Source organism: Lentzea flava, assembly GCF_014648475.1.
Classification (GTDB): Bacteria; Actinomycetota; Actinomycetes; order Mycobacteriales; family Pseudonocardiaceae; genus Lentzea; species Lentzea flava.
In genome coordinates this window covers 33,155-49,591 of sequence record NZ_BMRE01000056.1, presented here as the reverse complement: position 1 = coordinate 49,591, position 16,437 = coordinate 33,155, and the positions used below count along the sequence as shown (strand labels likewise).

Annotated in this window: 20 protein-coding genes; 13 read left to right on the top strand and 7 right to left on the bottom strand. The window is 67.6% G+C overall.

What is annotated here, in order from left to right; all coding sequences use genetic code 11:
• Nucleotides 1-64 precede the first annotated feature (64 nt).
• Nucleotides 65-1,210 (bottom strand): Mrp/NBP35 family ATP-binding protein, encoded by a 1,146-nt coding sequence (locus tag IEZ09_RS38700; RefSeq protein ID WP_189258815.1) that lies wholly within the window; start codon nucleotides 1,208-1,210, stop codon nucleotides 65-67.
• Nucleotides 1,211-1,313: 103 nt separating this feature from the next.
• On the opposite strand from IEZ09_RS38700, the gene IEZ09_RS38695 reads away from it, so the two are divergent.
• A complete protein-coding gene (locus IEZ09_RS38695; RefSeq protein ID WP_167971364.1) occupies nucleotides 1,314-1,781 on the top strand; it encodes a MarR family winged helix-turn-helix transcriptional regulator in 468 nt (155 codons plus the stop codon).
• On the top strand, nucleotides 1,778-2,176 hold the full coding sequence (locus IEZ09_RS38690; protein ID WP_189258814.1) for an NUDIX hydrolase: 399 nt from the start codon (nucleotides 1,778-1,780) through the stop codon (nucleotides 2,174-2,176). Before IEZ09_RS38695 ends, IEZ09_RS38690 begins: the two co-directional genes overlap by 4 nt.
• On the opposite strand, the gene IEZ09_RS38685 is transcribed toward IEZ09_RS38690, so the two are convergent.
• From IEZ09_RS38685 to IEZ09_RS38665, 5 genes are read right to left on the bottom strand one after another with little or no spacing between them, the layout of a single operon-like run.
• A complete protein-coding gene (locus IEZ09_RS38685; protein WP_189258813.1) occupies nucleotides 2,166-2,624 on the bottom strand; it encodes a hypothetical protein in 459 nt (152 codons plus the stop codon). The genes IEZ09_RS38690 and IEZ09_RS38685 overlap by 11 nt on opposite strands.
• Nucleotides 2,621-3,106: a DUF1003 domain-containing protein gene (locus IEZ09_RS38680; protein ID WP_189258812.1), complete on the bottom strand. Its 486-nt coding sequence runs from the start codon at nucleotides 3,104-3,106 to the stop codon at nucleotides 2,621-2,623. The genes IEZ09_RS38685 and IEZ09_RS38680 overlap by 4 nt, the downstream gene beginning before the upstream one ends.
• Nucleotides 3,099-4,352, bottom strand: a complete 1,254-nt coding sequence (locus IEZ09_RS38675) for a magnesium transporter MgtE N-terminal domain-containing protein (RefSeq protein ID WP_189258811.1) — start codon at nucleotides 4,350-4,352, stop codon at nucleotides 3,099-3,101. Before IEZ09_RS38675 ends, IEZ09_RS38680 begins: the two co-directional genes overlap by 8 nt.
• 14 nt (nucleotides 4,353-4,366) lie before the next feature.
• Nucleotides 4,367-5,206 carry an aminoglycoside phosphotransferase family protein gene (locus IEZ09_RS38670; protein ID WP_189258810.1) on the bottom strand — a complete coding sequence of 280 codons (840 nt, stop codon included), beginning with the start codon at nucleotides 5,204-5,206 and terminating at the stop codon, nucleotides 4,367-4,369.
• Nucleotides 5,203-5,541 (bottom strand): hypothetical protein, encoded by a 339-nt coding sequence (locus IEZ09_RS38665; protein ID WP_229813330.1) that lies wholly within the window; start codon nucleotides 5,539-5,541, stop codon nucleotides 5,203-5,205. Before IEZ09_RS38665 ends, IEZ09_RS38670 begins: the two co-directional genes overlap by 4 nt.
• Nucleotides 5,542-5,651: 110 nt before the next feature.
• Here IEZ09_RS38665 and IEZ09_RS38660 point away from each other — a divergent pair, with 110 nt between their 5' ends.
• Together IEZ09_RS38660 and IEZ09_RS38655 are read left to right on the top strand one after the other, a co-directional pair.
• Nucleotides 5,652-6,611: an HpcH/HpaI aldolase/citrate lyase family protein gene (locus IEZ09_RS38660; RefSeq protein ID WP_189258809.1), complete on the top strand. Its 960-nt coding sequence runs from the start codon at nucleotides 5,652-5,654 to the stop codon at nucleotides 6,609-6,611.
• Nucleotides 6,612-6,758: 147 nt separating this feature from the next.
• Nucleotides 6,759-6,935, top strand: a complete 177-nt coding sequence (locus IEZ09_RS38655; RefSeq protein ID WP_156094379.1) for a hypothetical protein — start codon at nucleotides 6,759-6,761, stop codon at nucleotides 6,933-6,935.
• Between the two features lie 6 nt (nucleotides 6,936-6,941).
• Here the strand turns inward: IEZ09_RS38655 and IEZ09_RS38650 are convergent, their stop codons facing one another.
• Complete coding sequence (locus tag IEZ09_RS38650; RefSeq protein ID WP_189258808.1) at nucleotides 6,942-7,310, bottom strand: DUF4190 domain-containing protein; 369 nt, start codon at nucleotides 7,308-7,310, stop codon at nucleotides 6,942-6,944.
• Nucleotides 7,311-7,512: 202 nt separating this feature from the next.
• On the opposite strand from IEZ09_RS38650, the gene IEZ09_RS38645 reads away from it, so the two are divergent.
• The 9 genes from IEZ09_RS38645 (at nucleotide 7,513) to IEZ09_RS38605 (ending at nucleotide 16,403) form a co-directional block, all read left to right on the top strand.
• Complete coding sequence (locus tag IEZ09_RS38645) at nucleotides 7,513-8,709, top strand: acyl-CoA dehydrogenase family protein (protein ID WP_189258807.1); 1,197 nt, start codon at nucleotides 7,513-7,515, stop codon at nucleotides 8,707-8,709.
• 80 nt (nucleotides 8,710-8,789) lie between these two features.
• Nucleotides 8,790-9,611, top strand: coding sequence for a hypothetical protein (locus IEZ09_RS38640; RefSeq protein WP_189258806.1), 822 nt, complete (start codon nucleotides 8,790-8,792; stop codon nucleotides 9,609-9,611).
• Nucleotides 9,612-9,615: 4 nt separating this feature from the next.
• The gene (locus IEZ09_RS38635) at nucleotides 9,616-10,209 is read left to right on the top strand and encodes a hypothetical protein (protein WP_189258805.1); all 594 of its coding nucleotides are present in this window, start codon (nucleotides 9,616-9,618) and stop codon (nucleotides 10,207-10,209) included.
• Nucleotides 10,210-10,271: 62 nt separating this feature from the next.
• Nucleotides 10,272-10,832: a YflT domain-containing protein gene (locus IEZ09_RS38630; protein WP_189258804.1), complete on the top strand. Its 561-nt coding sequence runs from the start codon at nucleotides 10,272-10,274 to the stop codon at nucleotides 10,830-10,832.
• A gap of 167 nt (nucleotides 10,833-10,999) precedes the next feature.
• Nucleotides 11,000-12,253 (top strand): ABC transporter substrate-binding protein, encoded by a 1,254-nt coding sequence (locus tag IEZ09_RS38625; protein ID WP_189258803.1) that lies wholly within the window; start codon nucleotides 11,000-11,002, stop codon nucleotides 12,251-12,253.
• On the top strand, nucleotides 12,250-13,209 hold the full coding sequence (locus IEZ09_RS38620; RefSeq protein ID WP_370467785.1) for a carbohydrate ABC transporter permease: 960 nt from the start codon (nucleotides 12,250-12,252) through the stop codon (nucleotides 13,207-13,209). The genes IEZ09_RS38625 and IEZ09_RS38620 overlap by 4 nt, the downstream gene beginning before the upstream one ends.
• A complete protein-coding gene (locus IEZ09_RS38615; protein WP_189258802.1) occupies nucleotides 13,209-14,054 on the top strand; it encodes a carbohydrate ABC transporter permease in 846 nt (281 codons plus the stop codon). Before IEZ09_RS38620 ends, IEZ09_RS38615 begins: the two co-directional genes overlap by 1 nt.
• 7 nt (nucleotides 14,055-14,061) lie before the next feature.
• The gene (locus IEZ09_RS38610) at nucleotides 14,062-15,246 is read left to right on the top strand and encodes an ABC transporter ATP-binding protein (RefSeq protein ID WP_189258801.1); all 1,185 of its coding nucleotides are present in this window, start codon (nucleotides 14,062-14,064) and stop codon (nucleotides 15,244-15,246) included.
• Between the two features lie 269 nt (nucleotides 15,247-15,515).
• Nucleotides 15,516-16,403: an SDR family NAD(P)-dependent oxidoreductase gene (locus IEZ09_RS38605; protein WP_189258800.1), complete on the top strand. Its 888-nt coding sequence runs from the start codon at nucleotides 15,516-15,518 to the stop codon at nucleotides 16,401-16,403.
• Nucleotides 16,404-16,437: the final 34 nt, after the last annotated feature.

Below are 16,437 nucleotides of genomic sequence, written 5' to 3'. Positions count from 1 at the left end.
CGAACCACTAACTCATCGGTGGATCCGGGCTCAGGTGCACAAAAGCGCCGTTCATCGTTTCCAGCTACCGGCCGGCGGGGGAGACGTTCAGCAGACGGCCCGCCAGGCCGCGCGACTTCACGGTCAGCTTCTTGGCGACGTCCGAGAGCACCTGAGCCGCTGCCGAGTCCGGCACGGCCTGCACGATCGGGGTGCCCGTGTCGCCGTTCTCGCGCAGCCGCGGGTCCAGCGGGACCTGGCCGAGCAACGGCACCTCGGAGCCGATGGTGGTGGTCAGCGACTCCGCGACGGCCTGACCGCCACCCGCGCCGAAGATCTCCGCGCGTGAACCGTCCGGCATCTCGAAGTACGACATGTTCTCGATGACGCCCGCGACGCGCTGACGCGTCTGCAGGGCGATCGATCCCGCCCGCTCCGCCACCTCGGCGGCTGCCTGCTGCGGCGTCGTCACGACCAGGATCTCGGCGTTCGGCACGAGCTGCGCCACCGAGATGGCCACGTCGCCGGTGCCGGGCGGCAGGTCGAGCAGCAGCACGTCGAGGTCGCCCCAGAACACGTCCGCGAGGAACTGCTGCAGGGCCCTGTGCAGCATCGGGCCGCGCCACACGACCGGGGTGTTGCCCGGCGTGAACATGCCGATCGAGATGACCTTCACGTCGTGCGCCTGCGGCGGCATGATCATCTTTTCGACCTGGGTGGGCTTGCCGTCGGCACCGAGCATGCGCGGGATCGAGTGGCCGTAGATGTCCGCGTCCACGATGCCGACCGACAGGCCGCGCTCGGCCATCGCCACGGCCAGGTTCACGGTCACCGAGGACTTGCCGACCCCGCCCTTGCCGGACGCGACGCAGTACACGCGCGTCAGCGAGCCCGGCTGGGCGAACGGGATGACCGGCTCCTCGGTGCCGCCGCGCAACGTCTTGCGCAGCTCGGTGCGCTGGGCATCGCTCATCACGTCGAGGTCGACGCGCACGGACGAGACGCCGTCGAGCGCCTCTACGGCCGCGGTGACGTCCTTGGTGATCTTGTCGCGCATCGGGCAGCCCGCGACCGTCAGGTACACCCCGACGACCACAGCGCCGTCCGAGCCCACCTCGACGTCCTTGACCATGCCGATCTCGGTGATCGGGCGGCGGATCTCGGGGTCCTGCACACCGGCGAGCGCCTTGCGGACGTCCTCGACGGTGGGGAGGGGCTGCGTGGTGGTCACCCAGCCATGCTACGTCCGGTTCACACCTGTCCTACCGGCCGGTCACTTTTGACCACAGGGCCAGGTCGTAGCGGGGCCGCAGCTGTCCGTAACATCGACGTCCGTGCCGGAATCGGGTAGTTCCCGGTTGCCCACCCGTGTCGAGCTAGGGGTGTGGCGATCGTTCCTCCGCGCGCATGCACGGATCACGAGGGTCCTCGAGGCCGAACTGATTGCTGAGCAGCGCCTTTCGCTCGCGGCGTACGACGTGCTGGTTCAACTGGCCGAGACGCCTTCCATGCGCATGCGCATGACCGAACTGGCCGACGCCGTCCTGCTGTCCCGCTCTGGCGTGACCCGCCTGGTGGACCGTCTGGAACGTGCGGGCCTGGTCGGGCGGGAACGCGCCGACGGTGATGGACGCGGCATCGTGGCCGTGCTCACACCGCTCGGTGCCGAACGCCTGCGCAGCGCGTCCGCCACCCACCTCGCGGGAGTCGCCGAACACTTCGGGGAGAGCTTCGGGCCCGGTGAGCTCGAGGCCTTCGGCCGCACCTGCGACCGCCTGGCAGCGGACGACGTGTATCCGTGATCACCGTGGTGGGTCTTGTGCACGTCGAGGCCGGCCGCCTCCTCGTTGTGCGCTCACGCAACAAGAAGGCCTTCTACCTCCCCGGCGGCAAGATCGAGCCGGGCGAGGCCCCGTCCGACGCCCTGCGCCGGGAGGTGCGGGAGGAGCTCGGGATCGAGCTGGAGCGGCCGTCGGTGTTGAAGCGCTACGTCGCCCCGGCGTACGGGGAGGGCGAGGGTGCGATGGTCGACATGACCTGTTTCACGGCCTCGTTGCTGGGCACGCCGCAACCGACGAGCGAGATCGCCGAGCTGACGTACGTGACGCGCGACGAGTACCGCGAGCACGTCGAGACGGCGCCCGCGATCCACGAGGTGCTGGCGGACCTGGTCGCGAGCGGACAGGTCAGGCCGTGATCCGGCGCACCTCCGCCAGCACCTCCTCGTCGACGTCCTCTTCGGTCAGACCGGCCAGCTCGCGTTCGTCGTAGACGTCGTCGAGCAGCGCCAGTCCGTCCGCCAGCTCCAGCCGGTCGTGACCACACCAGCGATGCGCCCACCTGGCCAGCTCCCGCGGCGAGAGCTCACCGGCGAGCGTCAGCCTCGCCATCGCCCGCACGCCGGCTTCCAACCCGCCGTCCGAGCCGAGGTGGTGGTGCTCCAGACCGACCTCGGTCATCGCGTCCTCCAGCAGAAGCGGAACCTCGTCGTCAGCGGTCCGCACCGACGCCGCGGCGAGCCGGGACATCGCCGGGCCGTCCACGCCCGCCACGAGCAGATCGCACGCCGCCCGGACGACGTCGGCGGCCGATCGCCGGTCGACGTGCCACAACCCCACGACGTCGCGGAACTCCTCGACCGTCACGGTCTGACCTTCCGCTGGTTGTTCTGCTCCTTCACCAGCTTCTCCAGCTCACTGCGGATGAAGTCGCGCGTCGCCACCTCACCCACCGCGAGCCGCAACGCCGCCAGCTCACGGGCGAGGAACTCGGTGTCCGCCTTGGTCTGCGCCGCCCGCGCCCGGTCCTCCTCCAGCGACACCCGGTCCCGGTCGTCCTGCCGGTTCTGCGCGAGCAGGATCAACGGCGCGGCGTAGGCGGCCTGCGTCGAGAACGCCAGGTTCAGCAGGATGAACGGGTACGGGTCCCACTGCAGGGTCACGGCGAACAGGTTCAGCGCGATCCACGCGACGACGATCAGCGTCTGCCAGAACAGGAACTTGCCGGTCCCCAGGAACCGCGCGAGCCGTTCGGAGAACTGGCCGAACGCCTCGGGGTCGATCGAGAAGCGGAGGCCACGCGGCTCGCGCGGCTGGTCGAGTCTGCGCCGCGGCAGCAGTTCAGGCATGGCTCAGTCCCGTCTCGCGCCAGTTGTCCGGCAGCAGGTGGTCCAGCACGTCGTCGACGGTCACCGCGCCGAGCAGGTGCTCGTCCTCGTCGGTGACCGGGGCGCACACCAGGTTGTAGGTGGCGAAGTAGCGGGTGACATCGCTCAGCGAGGCCGACGGCGGCAGCCGCACCAGTGAGGTGTCGAGCACGCCGGCGACCAGATCGGACGGCGGTTCGCGCAGCAGCCGCTGGATGTGGACGCAGCCGAGGTAGCGGCCGGTCGGGGTGGCCGAGGGCGAGCGGCACACGAAGACCATCGATGCCAGTGCGGGCGTCAGATCGGGATTTCGCACTCGTGCCAACGCCTCCGCGATCGTCGCGTCCGGCGTGAGGATGATCGGCTCCGGCGTCATCAGACCACCGGCGGTGTCGAACGAGTACTCGAGCAACCGCCGGACCGGTTCGGACTCCTCGGGTTCCATCAGCTCCAGCAACCGGTCCTTGGTGCCCTCGGACAGCTCGCCCAGCAGGTCGGCCGCGTCGTCCGGGTTCATCGCCTCCAGGATGTCCGCGGCGCGTTCCTCGTCCAGGTGAGACAGGATGTCCTTCTGGTCCTCTTCGGACAGTTCTTCGATGACGTCGGCGAGCCGCTCGTCGTCCAGCGCGTCCGCCACCTCGTGGCGCCGCTTGGGCGGCAGTTCGTGCAGCGCATGAGCCACGTCCGCCGCGCGCATGCCCTCGAACACCGCGACGAGCTGCTGGGCGCCCTGCGGCTGGCCCGCGATCTCGTTGACGCTCAGGCCGCCGACGTCCTCCCAGCGGAAGACCTGCGTCGGGCCCTTGAAACCGAACCTGCCGGTGCGCTGCCGGGCTGCCACCTTCACCACCCGCCAGTCGCGGGTGCGGGTGAGCTCCATCGCGGCGTCCACGACGATCGCCGTGCTGCCGTCGGCGAGCTGGATCTTGGCGTCGAGCAGCTCGCCGATCACCATCACCTCGTTGACGCGCTGGTGGAACGGCCGCAGGTTCACCGATCCGGTCGCGAGCGTGACCGCGTTCGGCTCGATCGAGGTGAGCCGCAGCATCGGCACGAAGATGCGCCGGCGGGTCACCAGTTCCACGACCATGCCGAGCACCCGCGGCGGCTGGCGGTCGATCCGGAGACTGATCACGACGTCGCGGGCCTTGCCGATCGGTTCGCCGTCGGGGCCGAAGACGGGAAGTCCGGCCAGCTGAGCGATGTACACCCGGTTCACAGCCACCACATGACCAGGCTAGATCAGGTTCTGGCGGCCCACCCGGCGATCTCTGCGCACTTGTCCGCCAAGTCCGCCAAGTCCTCTTCGAGCGCCCAGATCCAGTTCGCGACGGCGCGGTAGAACGTCCAGTCACGCGCCTTGGCGACGTCGAGCTCACCGGCGTCGCACAGCGCGAGGAACCTGTCGGTGATCCCCTTGCGGCCGTCCAGCTCGTCGAACCTGTTCCACAGCAACGGAATCATGCAGTACTCGCGGTCACCGGACAGCGGCTTCGGGTCGATCATCAACCACGGTTCGCGGTCGCCGCGCAGCACGTTCTCGTAGTGCAGGTCCTCGTTGACGAGCGTGGTGCCCATCGACCTGGTGTCGCCGATCTCACGTGCGGCGTCGAGCATCCGGCGAGGCACCGCCGGGTGGTCGTCGAGGTCGCCCTCGAACCTGCGGATCTCCGCGGGTGCCTTCAGCTCGCGATGACGCCGCAGCAGCGAGCCGATCACGTCGACAGCCGTCTCGATCGGCTCGTGGTTCAGCGTGCGCGTGTGGTCGAGGCGTTCGAGCAGCAGCGCGCCGAGCTCCTCGTCGTGATCGAGTAGCCGCACCACGCCGTCGCCGTCGTAGAGCCTCAGCGCCAGTGGTTCGTTCTCGGTTTCCTCGCCAACCCAGGTGATCTTGAGCACGGCCGGGTGCCCGTCGGCTCGGCGGACCGGCAACACGACGGCGCAGTACCCGTTCATCACCGCCCCGTCGGGGGTGAGCTGCCAGCGGGAGCACGCCTTCGTGGCGAGTTTCGGCAGGGAGGCCACCCACTCGTCAGCTCTGTCGCCGAGATAGAGACCGAAGCCTTCCGGAACGGTGATCATGCGCTGAACTCCAGGCGGTACACCGCTTCCCACTCCGGTTTGGTGTTGAGGCGGGCCGTCCGCAACGCCTGCGTCGTCTCCTCGTCGGGTTCGGTGAGGTGCGCGGTCGCGGTGGCGTCGATGAGGTGCGAGTGCGTGCTGGGGGAGCGCACGGTGACGGTGACCTGGGCTCCCTGAGTCAGACCAGGCACCTCTTGTTCGGTGCCGCCGGTGATGACCCACAGCGCGTCGTCACGCCAGTGCGCGTGCACGAGACGAGGTTCGTGGCCGGGCGAGGTGATCCACACGGCCGCCGCTTTGCGCAGCGCCGCGTCCAGTACTCGAGTGATCTCCACCGGTTCAGCCTGCCAGGCTTTGTGAAACGGGACTCAGCGAATATGCGCCCGAACGCGACCCGTGCCACTGTGGCGCAGATAGTTACCGGCCGGTACGAGGAGGTACTCCAGTGGTCGACCAGCAGCGTCCCCGTCGCTCGTGTCTGGCGGTCCCCGGCTCGAGCCAGAAGATGATCGACAAGGCGCGCACGCTGCCGGCGGACCAGGTGTTCCTGGACCTGGAAGACGCCTGTGCGCCGCTGGCCAAGCCCGACGCCCGCAAGACCATCGTCGCCTCGCTGAACGAGGGCGGCTGGGGCGACAAGGCTCGCGTCGTGCGCGTGAACGACTGGACGACGGAGTGGACCTACCGCGACGTCACCGAGGTCGTCGAGGGCGCGGGTGCGAACCTCGACTGCATCATGCTGCCGAAGGTCCAGACGCCGGAGCAGATCGTCGCGCTCGACTTCCTGATCACGCAGATCGAGAAGACGATGGGCTACGAGGTCGGCAAGATCGGCATCGAGGCGCAGATCGAGAACGCCCTCGGCCTGAACAACGTCAACGCGATCGCCACCGCGTCCCCGCGCGTCGAGACGATCATCTTCGGCCCCGCGGACTTCATGGCGTCGATCAACATGAAGTCGCTGGTCGTCGGTGAGCAGCCGCCCGGCTACGACGTCGGCGACGCCTACCACTACATCCTGATGCGGATCCTGATGGCCGCGCGGGCCCACGACAAGCAGGCCATCGACGGCCCCTACCTGCAGATCCGCGACGTCGAGGGCTACAAGCGCGTCGCCGGTCGTTCCGCGGCGCTGGGCTTCGACGGCAAGTGGGTGCTGCACCCCGGCCAGATCGAGGCGGCCAACGAGGTCTTCAGCCCGAAGCAGGAGGACTACGACCACGCCGAGAACATCCTCGACGCGTACGAGTACTACACGTCCGAGGCCGGGGGTAAGCGCGGCGCGGTGATGCTCGGCGACGAGATGATCGACGAGGCGTCGCGCAAGATGGCTCTGGTGATCTCCGGCAAGGGCCGTGCCGCCGGCATGTCGCGGTCGAACGTCTGGACTCCGCCGGAGGACTGAGGTTCGTTACGGATTGTGCGCTACTTCACCCCGACAATCACTGGACGTGTTCGACCGTCACAGGTTGCGTTCAAAACGGGTGAAGTGGCGCACAATCCGTCACCGAGGTTTGCGATCGGCCCCCCGGTGGGGTGCATGCTCGTGGGCATGTCACGTTCGAGTAACGGTAAGGCGAGCAGACGGTTGCGGCTCTTCAAGCGCCGCGAAGACGACCTGCTCGAGCGCAGCTTCCGCAGCTGCCCGGGATGCGATGCCGACGTCCACGTGTTCGCCGACGTGTGCCGCCACTGCGGCGACTCCCTGGAGATCGTCCTCGCGAGCTGAGCCTCGCTACCGAATACCTTGGTTCGCCGCCGCGATGATCGCGATGATGACGATCGCCAGGTACAGCAGCCAGCCGGCGATGACGACGTAACCGATGATCACGCCCGCGAGCGCCATGCCGCGGCCGTCCTCCTCGCCCCGCTTGATCCGTCCCATCGCGATGTGGCCGAAGACGACGCCGACGATGGCCGTCACGCCGCAGGTCGCGAAGCCCACCAGCGACAGCACCAGCGCGAGGATCGCGTTCGTCTGCGGCTTGGGCGGCTGGTAGCCGTAGCCGCCGTACATCGGCTGCTGCCCGTACATCGGCTGCTGGCCGTAGGGCTGGCCGTATGGATCACCCGGCTGCTTCGGGTTGTACGGGTCGTACGTCATCGCGGTCCCCCTAGAAAGTGGTGAGCCGGGATCTTAGGGTTCGTCGGCGCAGTTCGTCGCGTGTGAGTGCGCGATTCCACCAGTCAGGGATGCTGTCTCGGTACAGCGGGTGTGACTGTGTTGCGGAGAGCACAACGCGGTCGCAAACGAGCGTTAACCGGTCCATACTCGCCGGTAACTCTTGCTTCGGAAGGGAAGTGCGATGGCGCGCCTCGCCCAGACCGCGGGTCTCACGGACATCCAGGAAGAAATCCTCGCGACCGTTCGCACGTTCGTGGACAAGGAGATCATTCCGCACGCCCAGACGCTGGAGCACGGCGACACGTACCCCACAGACATCGTCGAGGGCATGAAGGAGATGGGCCTCTTCGGCCTGACGATTCCGGAGGAGTACGGCGGCCTCGGCGAGTCGCTGCTCACCTACGCGCTGGTCGTCGAGCAGATCGCGCGCGGCTGGATGAGCGTCTCCGGTGTCATCAACACCCACTTCATCGTGGCGCACATGCTCAAGCAGCACGGCACGCAGGAGCAGAAGGAGAAGTACCTCCCGCGCATGGCCGCCGGTGAGGTGCGCGGCTCGTTCTCCATGTCCGAGCCGGAGCTGGGGTCCGACGTCGCGGCGATCCGCACCCGCGCGACCAAGTCCGGTGACGGGTACTCCATCAGCGGCCAGAAGATGTGGCTGACGAACGGCGGCACGTCGAACCTCACCGCGGTGCTGGTGAAGACGGACGAGGGCGCCGAGAAGCCGCACCAGAACCTCACCACGTTCCTGGTGGAGAAGCCCGAGGGCTACGGCGAGGTCCTGCCGGGCCTCACGATCCCCGGCAAGATCGACAAGATGGGCTACAAGGGCGTCGACACCACGGAGATGGTGTTCGACGGCTTCGAGATCGCGGCCGACCAGATCCTCGGCGGCGTCTCCGGCCAGGGCTTCCGCCACATGATGGACGGCGTCGAGGTGGGCCGCGTGAACGTGGCCGCCCGCGCGTGCGGCATCGCGATCCGCGCCTTCGAGCTGGCCATCGAGTACTCCCAGCAGCGCAAGACGTTCGGCAAGCCGATCGTCGAGCACCAGGCCATCGCCTTCAAGCTCGCCGAGATGGCCACCAAGGTCGAGGCGGCGCACCTGATGATGGTCAACGCCGCCCGCCTGAAGGACTCTGGTCAGCGCAACGACGTCGAGGCCGGCATGGCCAAGCTCATCGCGTCCGAGTACTGCGCCGAGGTCACGCAGGAGGCGTTCCGCATCCACGGCGGCTACGGCTACTCCAAGGAGTACGAGATCGAGCGCCTGATGCGCGAGGCCCCGTTCCTGCTGATCGGTGAGGGCACCTCGGAGATCCAGAAGACGATCATCTCGCGCGGCCTGCTGCGCGAGTACCAGTCGCGCGGCTAGAAGTTCGTCCGTTAGGGGTCATTCTTTCACGAGAGTGGCCCCTAACGTTTTTTCCGTGCCGGCCATAGGGTTCGCTCACTTTGAGCACGGATCTGACGCTTCCGAGACCTGTGTCGCCGCCGCACGTCGTCCGCATGGAGCTGGACACGTTCTCCGTCGTCGACCGTCCCGCGCTGGCCACCTGGTTCGGCGACGTCTTCACCGACCTGTTGGCGCCCCTCTGCCCGGCCTCCGTCTCCGAACTGGTCGCCGTCGCCCGCGGCTACCAACCGTCCGATACAACGCCTTGGGGCCCACCGGGTTACGCCCGCCTGCTGCTCTCTTCGGGTGACTTCACTCTTCAGTCGTGGTCTGCCGCACTGTCGGATTTGCCTTCGTTCCTGCGCGTGCAGCTCGTCCAGCTCGACTCGCAGGGCCTGCCCCTCGTCGACGGCGGCTGGTGCGCGGAAATCCTGCTGAAGGACGACCCCTCCTTCCCGCACCAGATCGTGGTCACCGCCGCCCGCTCGTTGTTCGGTGGCTGGATTTCCCATGTGGTGCAACAGAAGTGGCTCGCCGCCTTCCGCTCGGGCGCGACCCTGGCGCGGGCCTGCGGCGGCTGGATCACCTTGGACCGGGTCGGCGTCCGAACCGCGCACGAGGTCGCCGCGGGGGTGGGCCTCGACGAATCCCTTTTCACGGCAGCGGAAGTGGCCCGCGGTCCACACTGGGCGACGTTGCTGGGGCCACGCCAGGTGGCCGCTTTGGGTGGCGTGCAACAGGTTTGCGCTTCTGCGCCGTGCCACGCGGTCGAGGACCTCGGCGGCGGACGCATCCTCCTGCAGCTCACCGAGCACCTCGACGACGTGCCACCCGATGCGCTGAACGAACTGGTCAAGTTCTTGCGGCCGGTGTTGCACTGAGGGCATGAGTCCCAAAACCGACGTGCTGGTAGCCGTGGACACCGCCCTGCGCCCGACCGGCTTCGCCCGCCGCGGCCACGTCTGGCTCGAGGACCGGGCGGACGGCTGTTCCGGCTGGCTCGGGTTCGGTGTCGCGGGCTCGGTCGACCTCACGCCACTGGTCGGCGTCTGCTTCCGCCGGTACGACGAAGTCTGCCGCGCGCTGGGCGTGGGCATCCCCGGCACGCCCCTCCTGTCGCTGCCCCTGGGCGCCCTGATGGGGGAGAAGCCGGTCTGGAAGTGGACGTTCGAGCCGGGCGGCGACCACGCGGCGGTGGCTTCGTCGCTGGTGAGCGCATTCCTGAAGCACGGCGTGCCGTACATCGACAAGTACGCCAGGTGGGAGACGTTGTCCAAGGAGCTCACCGCGAAGCCCGAGACGCTGCTCGACTTCGAACGCGCGCGGAAGCTGGCGATCATCCACGTGCTGAACGGGAACGCCGGAGCGGCCGCCGAGGTGCTGAAGAAGGAGCGGGAGCGGGTGGCGGACGTCCACGACGTCCACGCGCGGTCCTACCGGGCGTTCGCGCACCGGTTCGAGCTCGCGTTCCCCGGCTGAGTGCGCTGAACCCGGCAAAACACCCGTAGGCGTCTCAGCACTCCGGACCTGGCACTGGCAGGATGGAACGATCAGCGCGTCCGACAGAGGTGGTCCCTGTGACGAGTCCGTTCGCCAACCCGAACCGGCCCGGTGTCCCGCCCCGCCTGCCCACCCCGCCGACGGGGTGGCCGATCGGCTCGTACGCCACGTACGAGGAAGCTCAGCGCGCCGTCGACTTCCTTGCGTTGGAAGACTTCCCGGTGCAGGACGTCACCATCGTCGGCGTCGACCTCATGCTCGTCGAACGGGTCACGGGCAAGCTGACCTGGGGGCGCGTGCTGGCGACGGGTGCGGCGAGCGGGGCCTGGTTCGGTCTGTTCGTCGGCCTGCTGCTCACCCTCTTCAGCCCCGAGCCCGGCGTCACGGTCGGGCCGGTGCTCACCGGTCTGATCACCGGTGTGTTCTTCGGGCTGGTGTTCGCGGCGGTCGGCTACGGGTCGGCGCGGGGCAAGCGCGACTTCCAGTCGGCCAGCCAGCTGGTCGCAGGGCGGTATGACGTGCTCTGCCACCCGAAGTCGGCGGAAAAGGGCCGTGACCTGCTCGCGAAGCTCGCGATGCGGCCCGTGAACCCCGGCAATTGAGACGCGAAGACGCCCATTGGTTCTGAATCGTTGCTCCCGCTGGTTGCGGCTGCTGATCACCGGGCCTAGGTTCGGTTGACCGGTCCGCCCGGTGCGGCCGGTGGCACGACGAGGTGCCGGGCGCAGCGGTCTGGCTCCTCCGTGTAGTCGGGAAGGAGGCAGGGCCGATGGGTGCGACACGGCGCTATCGACTCGCCGTCGGGGCAGGGGCCGCATTGCTCGCGGCAACAACTCTCACGGCGTGCGGGTCTGGCGGCCAGGGCATCACCGTCAACGTCTACAAGTATCCCCAGGAGAACTTCCAGGCCATCGTCGACAACTGCAACGCGAAGGCCGGTGGGCGCTACAAGATCGTCTACAACAAGCTGCCGCGCGAGGCGGACGGTCAGCGCGAGCAGATGGTGCGCAGACTCGCGGCAGAAGACGACAGCATGGACGTGCTCGGGCTCGACGTCACGTGGACCGCGGAGCTCGCGAAAGCCGGCTGGATCAAGGAGTTCACCGGCTCGGTCAAGTCGCAGGTGGAGAACGGCACGCTGCAGACGCCGCTCGACACGGCGACCTACGAGGGCAAGTTGTACGGAGCGCCGGACAACACCAACGTCCAGCTCCTGTGGTACCGCTCGGATCTGGTGCCCACGCCGCCGAAGACGTGGGACGAGATGATCTCCATGGCCGAGGCGCTGGTGGCGGAGGGGAAGCCCGGCCGGATCGTGGGGCAGGGCAAGCAGTACGAGGGGCTCGTCGTGCTGTACAACACCCTCGTCAACTCCAACGGCGGCACCATCCTCGACGAGAACGGCACCAAGGCGATCGTCGACGAGAAGGCCGTGCAGGCGTTGGCGGCGTTGAAGAAGCTGGCCACGTCGAAGGCGATCGACCCGTCCTTCTCCAACGCGGCGGAGGACAACGCGCGGCTCGCCATGGAGGGTGGCAACGCGGCGTTCCAGCTCAACTGGCCCTACGTCTACGCGGCCGCGCAGAAGAAGCCGGACTTCGCGAAGAACTTCAAGTGGGCGCCGTATCCCACGGTGAGCGGTGACCAGGCGAAGGTCACCGTCGGTGGGATCAACTACGCCGTCAGCAACTACACCACGCACCCGGACGAGTCGTTCGACGCGGTGTTGTGCTTGCGCAGCGCGGAAAGCCAGAAGCTCGCCGCGCTCAAGGACGGTGTGCCGCCGACCATCGAGGCCGTCTACGACGAGCCGGAGATGGCCGAGGCGTACCCGATGCGCGACGACATCAAGGAGACGCTGAAGAACGCGAGTGTGCGGCCGCGCACGCCCGCCTACCAGAACGTCTCGACGGTCATCTCCACGATCCTGTCGCCGCCCGCGAGCATCGACCCGCAGGCCACGGCGGACAGGCTGCGCAGGGAACTGCAGAACGCTCTCGACTCAAAGGGGGTGCTGCCGTGAGTCAGACGACGACAGAGGGTGCGGCGACGACGGAGACGTCACCGGAAACCGTTGCGCCGAAGAAGAAAGCCGCGCTGAGCGAGGGCAAGAAGGCCGAGCGCAGGCTCGGCTGGCTGCTCTGCGCGCCGGCCGCGATCACCATGATCGCGGTGACCGGCTGGCCGATCCTCTACTCGCTGCTGCTGTCGATGCAGCGGTTCGACCTGAAGTTCCCGGACCGCACCGAGTGGATCTGGTTCGACAACTACGTCACGGTGCTCAGCAGTCCGTACTGGTGGAACGCGGTGTGGGTGACGGTCCTGCTGACCGTTGTCACGGTCGCCGTGGAGCTGGTGCTGGGCATGGCCCTCGCGCTGATCATGCACCGTGCCCTGGTCGGCCGCGGCATCGTGCGGACGACGACGTTGATCCCGTACGGCATCGTCACGGTCGTGGCGGCGTTCTCCTGGCGCTTCGCCTGGACGCCGGGCACCGGTTACCTCTCCGAGGCGCTCGGCAGTGAGCCGGTGCTCACGGAGAAGATCCCGGCGCTGATGGTCGTGGGTCTCGCCGAGATCTGGAAGACCACGCCGTTCATGGCGCTGCTGCTGATGGCGGGTCTGGCGCTCGTCCCCGACGACCTGCTCAAGGCCGCCGCGATGGACGGTGCGAGCGCGTGGCAGCGGTTCATCAAGATCACCGTGCCGATCATGAAGCCGGCGATCCTGGTGGCGCTGCTGTTCCGCACGCTCGACGCGTTCCGCATCTTCGACAACCTCTTCGTGCTCACCGCGGGCTCGCAGGGCACGTCGTCGGTGTCGATGCTGACCTACAACAACCTCATCAAGGGCTTGAACCTCGGTATCGGATCGACGATGTCGGTCCTGATCTTCATCATGGTCGCGATCATCGCGTTCGTGTTCATCAAGCTCTTCGGCACCGCTGCTCCCGGCAGCGACGACGGGGGGAAGCGCTGATGGCTGGCATCGGTGGAGCCGAGACAACCGGCAAGAAGGTCGGCTGGGGTCTGCTCAACGCGGTCGTCGTGATCTACGCGCTGTTCCCGGTGCTGTGGATCGTGTCGCTGTCGTTCAAGTCGTCCAAGACCCTGGCGGACGGCAACTTCATCCCGCGCGAGTGGAGCCTGGAGAACTACAAGAACATCTTCTCCACGACCGAGTTCACGCGGGCGCTGATCAACTCGATCGGCATCGCGCTCATCGCGACGGCGATCGCCGTGGTGTTCGGCACGATGGCGGCCTACGCCATCGCCAGGCTGGACTTCCCCGGCAAGAACCTGCTGGTGGGCGTCTCGCTGCTGATCGCGATGTTCCCGCAGGTCTCGCTGGTGTCGCCGTTGTTCGAGATCGAGCGCTCGCTCGGCCTGTTCGACACGTGGCCAGGCCTGATCCTGCCGTACATCACGTTCGCGCTGCCGCTCGCGATCTACACCCTGTCGGCGTTCTTCCGCGAGATCCCGTGGGAGCTCGAGAAGGCGGCGAAGATGGACGGTGCGACGCCGGGACAGGCGTTCCGCCGCGTCATCGCGCCGCTGGCCGCACCGGGTGTGTTCACGACGGCGATCCTGGTGTTCATCTTCTGCTGGAACGACTTCCTGTTCGCGATCTCGCTCACCTCGACCGAGCAGTCGCGGACCGTGCCGGTGGCGCTGTCGTTCTTCACCGGCAGCTCGCAGTTCGAGGACCCGGCTGGCTCGATCGCGGCGGCCGCCGTCGTGATCACCATCCCGATCATCCTCTTCGTGTTGTTCTTCCAGCGCCGGATCGTCGCCGGCCTGACCTCCGGCGCCGTCAAGGGGTGAGCTGACAATGGCAGAGATCGTTCTGGACAAGGTGAGCAAGAGGTATCCCGACGGCGCGCTCGCCGTGCAGGAGGTCGACCTCGAGATCGCCGACGGCGAGTTCGTCATCCTGGTCGGGCCGTCCGGCTGCGGGAAGTCCACCACCCTCAACATGATCGCGGGCCTGGAGGACATCACCGAGGGCGAGCTGCGCATCGGCGGACAGCGCGTCAACGAGAAGGCGCCCAAGGACCGGGACATCGCGATGGTGTTCCAGTCCTACGCGCTCTACCCGCACATGACGGTGAAGGAGAACATGGCCTTCCCGTTGCGGCTGGCCAAGGTCGACAACGCGACGGTGGAGCGCAAGGTGCGCGAGGCCGCCGAGATCCTGGACCTCTCGCAACACCTCGACCGCAAGCCGTCCAACCTGTCCGGTGGCCAGCGGCAGCGCGTGGCGATGGGCCGCGCGATCGTGCGCAGCCCCAAGGCGTTCCTCATGGACGAGCCGCTGTCCAATTTGGACGCCAAGCTGCGCGTGCAGATGCGCACCTCGGTGTCGCGCCTGCAGAAGCAGCTCGGTACGACGACCGTCTACGTGACGCACGACCAGACCGAGGCGATGACCCTCGGTGACCGGGTCGTCGTCATGCGCGGCGGTGTCGTGCAGCAGATCGGCGCACCGCAGTTCCTCTACGACCACCCGGCCAACCTCTTCGTCGCGGGCTTCATCGGCTCGCCGTCGATGAACTTCGTGCCGGCGACGCTGGAGAACGGCTCGTTGCGGTCGGTGCTGGGCGACTGCACGCTGACGGACCGGGTGCGGCAGCTGCTGGAGGGTGCCGACGCGCCCCGCGAGGTGATCATGGGCATCCGTCCGGAGCACTTCGAGGACGCTGCCCTCCTGGACGCTTCCGCGCTGGCCTCGGGAGGCAGGTTCACCTCGCAGGTGGACGTGCTGGAGTCGATGGGCTCGGACAAGTACGCCTACTTCACGCTCACGGGCGAGCAGGCGGCGTCGGCGGAGCTCCAGGAACTGGCGGCGGACGCGGGATCGGACGACGTGCCGGGTGACGGCATCTCGCTCGTGACGCGGTTGTCGTCGGCGTCCGGCGCGGTGGAGGGAGCCTCGGCGGACATCTGGTTCGACACGGACAAGGTCCAGCTCTTCGACCCGTCCACCGGCAGGAACCTGACTTACACGGAACGGTGAATTCTCGTTTCTCGGGCCGTCTTCCCCGCGCGGGAAGGCGGCCCGTTTTTGTCACTCGATCGGGTTAGGACTAAAGCCCCGGGTTCTCCTGGGCTGATTAGTCGGGGCCATCTGCCCGGCCGAACTCGGGTCGCCATTGGGCGCTCGGCAGCGACTTCTCATCGAAACATGTTCTTCGCCGCTTCGGTTCGTCCGCACGCTTGTCGAAGGCGGGAACAGAGCCACAGGGGGGTTCCGGGGAACCGCCGCCGAGCGAAAGAGAGCGTGCAATGGGGATCCTGGACGGAAAAGCGGTCGTCATCACGGGGGCGGGCCGAGGGCTCGGCGAGGCCTACGCGATGCACGCGGCCCTGGCCGGCGCGTCGGTGGTGGTCAACGACAACGACGGTGACCTGGCAGAACGCGTGGCGGAGCACATCCGCGGCTACGGCGGCCGAGCCGTGGCCTCGAACCACACGGTCGCCGACCCGAGCGAGGCTGCCAAGATCGTCGACCTGTGCGTCGACGAATTCGGCCGGGTCGACGGTCTCGTGAACAACGCGGGACTGAACTACGAGACCGCCCCGTGGGAAGACGATCCCGAGACGATCAAGCACGTCGTCGAGGTGAACGTCCTCGGCGTCATCTATGTCGGAATCGCCGCGATGCGGGCGATGCGCACCACCGGCGGCGGCTCCATCATCAACATTTCTTCCGGCGCTTCCTTCGGCCAGCGCAAACTCGCGACCTATTCGGCGACCAAGGGCGCCGTGGCGTCGTTGAGCTACTCGTGGGCGCTCGACCTGGAAGCCGAAGGCATCCGCGTGAACGCCGTGTGCCCGGTCGCGCACACGCGGATGGTGTGGAAGTCGGAACGTTCCCTGCGCGCCATTCCGGCCGACCGCACGCCGGGCAAGGTGGCACCGCTGGTGCTGTTCCTGCTCTCGGACCGCGCCGAGGGCATCACCGGGCAGGTCATCCGCTGCAACGGCCGTCAGCTCCACATCGTGGGGCAGCCGTACTTCAAGCAGCCGATCCTGGAGAGCGACAACTGGGACACCGCTTCTGTGGAGCGGGCGTTCACGGGCGTGCTGCAGGCGCACCTCGAACCGTACGGGTTGGAGAAGAGGATGCCTCCCCGGCTCCGTGCGTTGGTGGAGCCTTCGCAGACCGCCTAGTTCAGTCGGTGGGGAGTGCCTTTCCGGCACTCCC

Excerpts from the sequence above, each read along its gene's own strand:
- IEZ09_RS38615 (WP_189258802.1), top strand. The coding sequence starts at position 13,209 with ATGGCTGGCATCGGTGGAGCCGAGACAACCGGCAAGAAGGTCGGCTGG.
- IEZ09_RS38605 (WP_189258800.1), top strand. The coding sequence starts at position 15,516 with ATGGGGATCCTGGACGGAAAAGCGGTCGTCATCACGGGGGCGGGCCGA.
- IEZ09_RS38625 (WP_189258803.1), top strand. The coding sequence starts at position 11,000 with ATGGGTGCGACACGGCGCTATCGACTCGCCGTCGGGGCAGGGGCCGCA.
- IEZ09_RS38650 (WP_189258808.1), bottom strand. The coding sequence starts at position 7,310 with ATGACGTACGACCCGTACAACCCGAAGCAGCCGGGTGATCCATACGGC.
- IEZ09_RS38610 (WP_189258801.1), top strand. The coding sequence starts at position 14,062 with ATGGCAGAGATCGTTCTGGACAAGGTGAGCAAGAGGTATCCCGACGGC.
- IEZ09_RS38645 (WP_189258807.1), top strand. The coding sequence starts at position 7,513 with ATGGCGCGCCTCGCCCAGACCGCGGGTCTCACGGACATCCAGGAAGAA.
- IEZ09_RS38655 (WP_156094379.1), top strand. The coding sequence starts at position 6,759 with ATGTCACGTTCGAGTAACGGTAAGGCGAGCAGACGGTTGCGGCTCTTC.
- IEZ09_RS38630 (WP_189258804.1), top strand. The coding sequence starts at position 10,272 with ATGGAACGATCAGCGCGTCCGACAGAGGTGGTCCCTGTGACGAGTCCG.
- IEZ09_RS38680 (WP_189258812.1), bottom strand. The coding sequence starts at position 3,106 with ATGCCTGAACTGCTGCCGCGGCGCAGACTCGACCAGCCGCGCGAGCCG.
- IEZ09_RS38670 (WP_189258810.1), bottom strand. The coding sequence starts at position 5,206 with ATGATCACCGTTCCGGAAGGCTTCGGTCTCTATCTCGGCGACAGAGCT.
- IEZ09_RS38635 (WP_189258805.1), top strand. The coding sequence starts at position 9,616 with ATGAGTCCCAAAACCGACGTGCTGGTAGCCGTGGACACCGCCCTGCGC.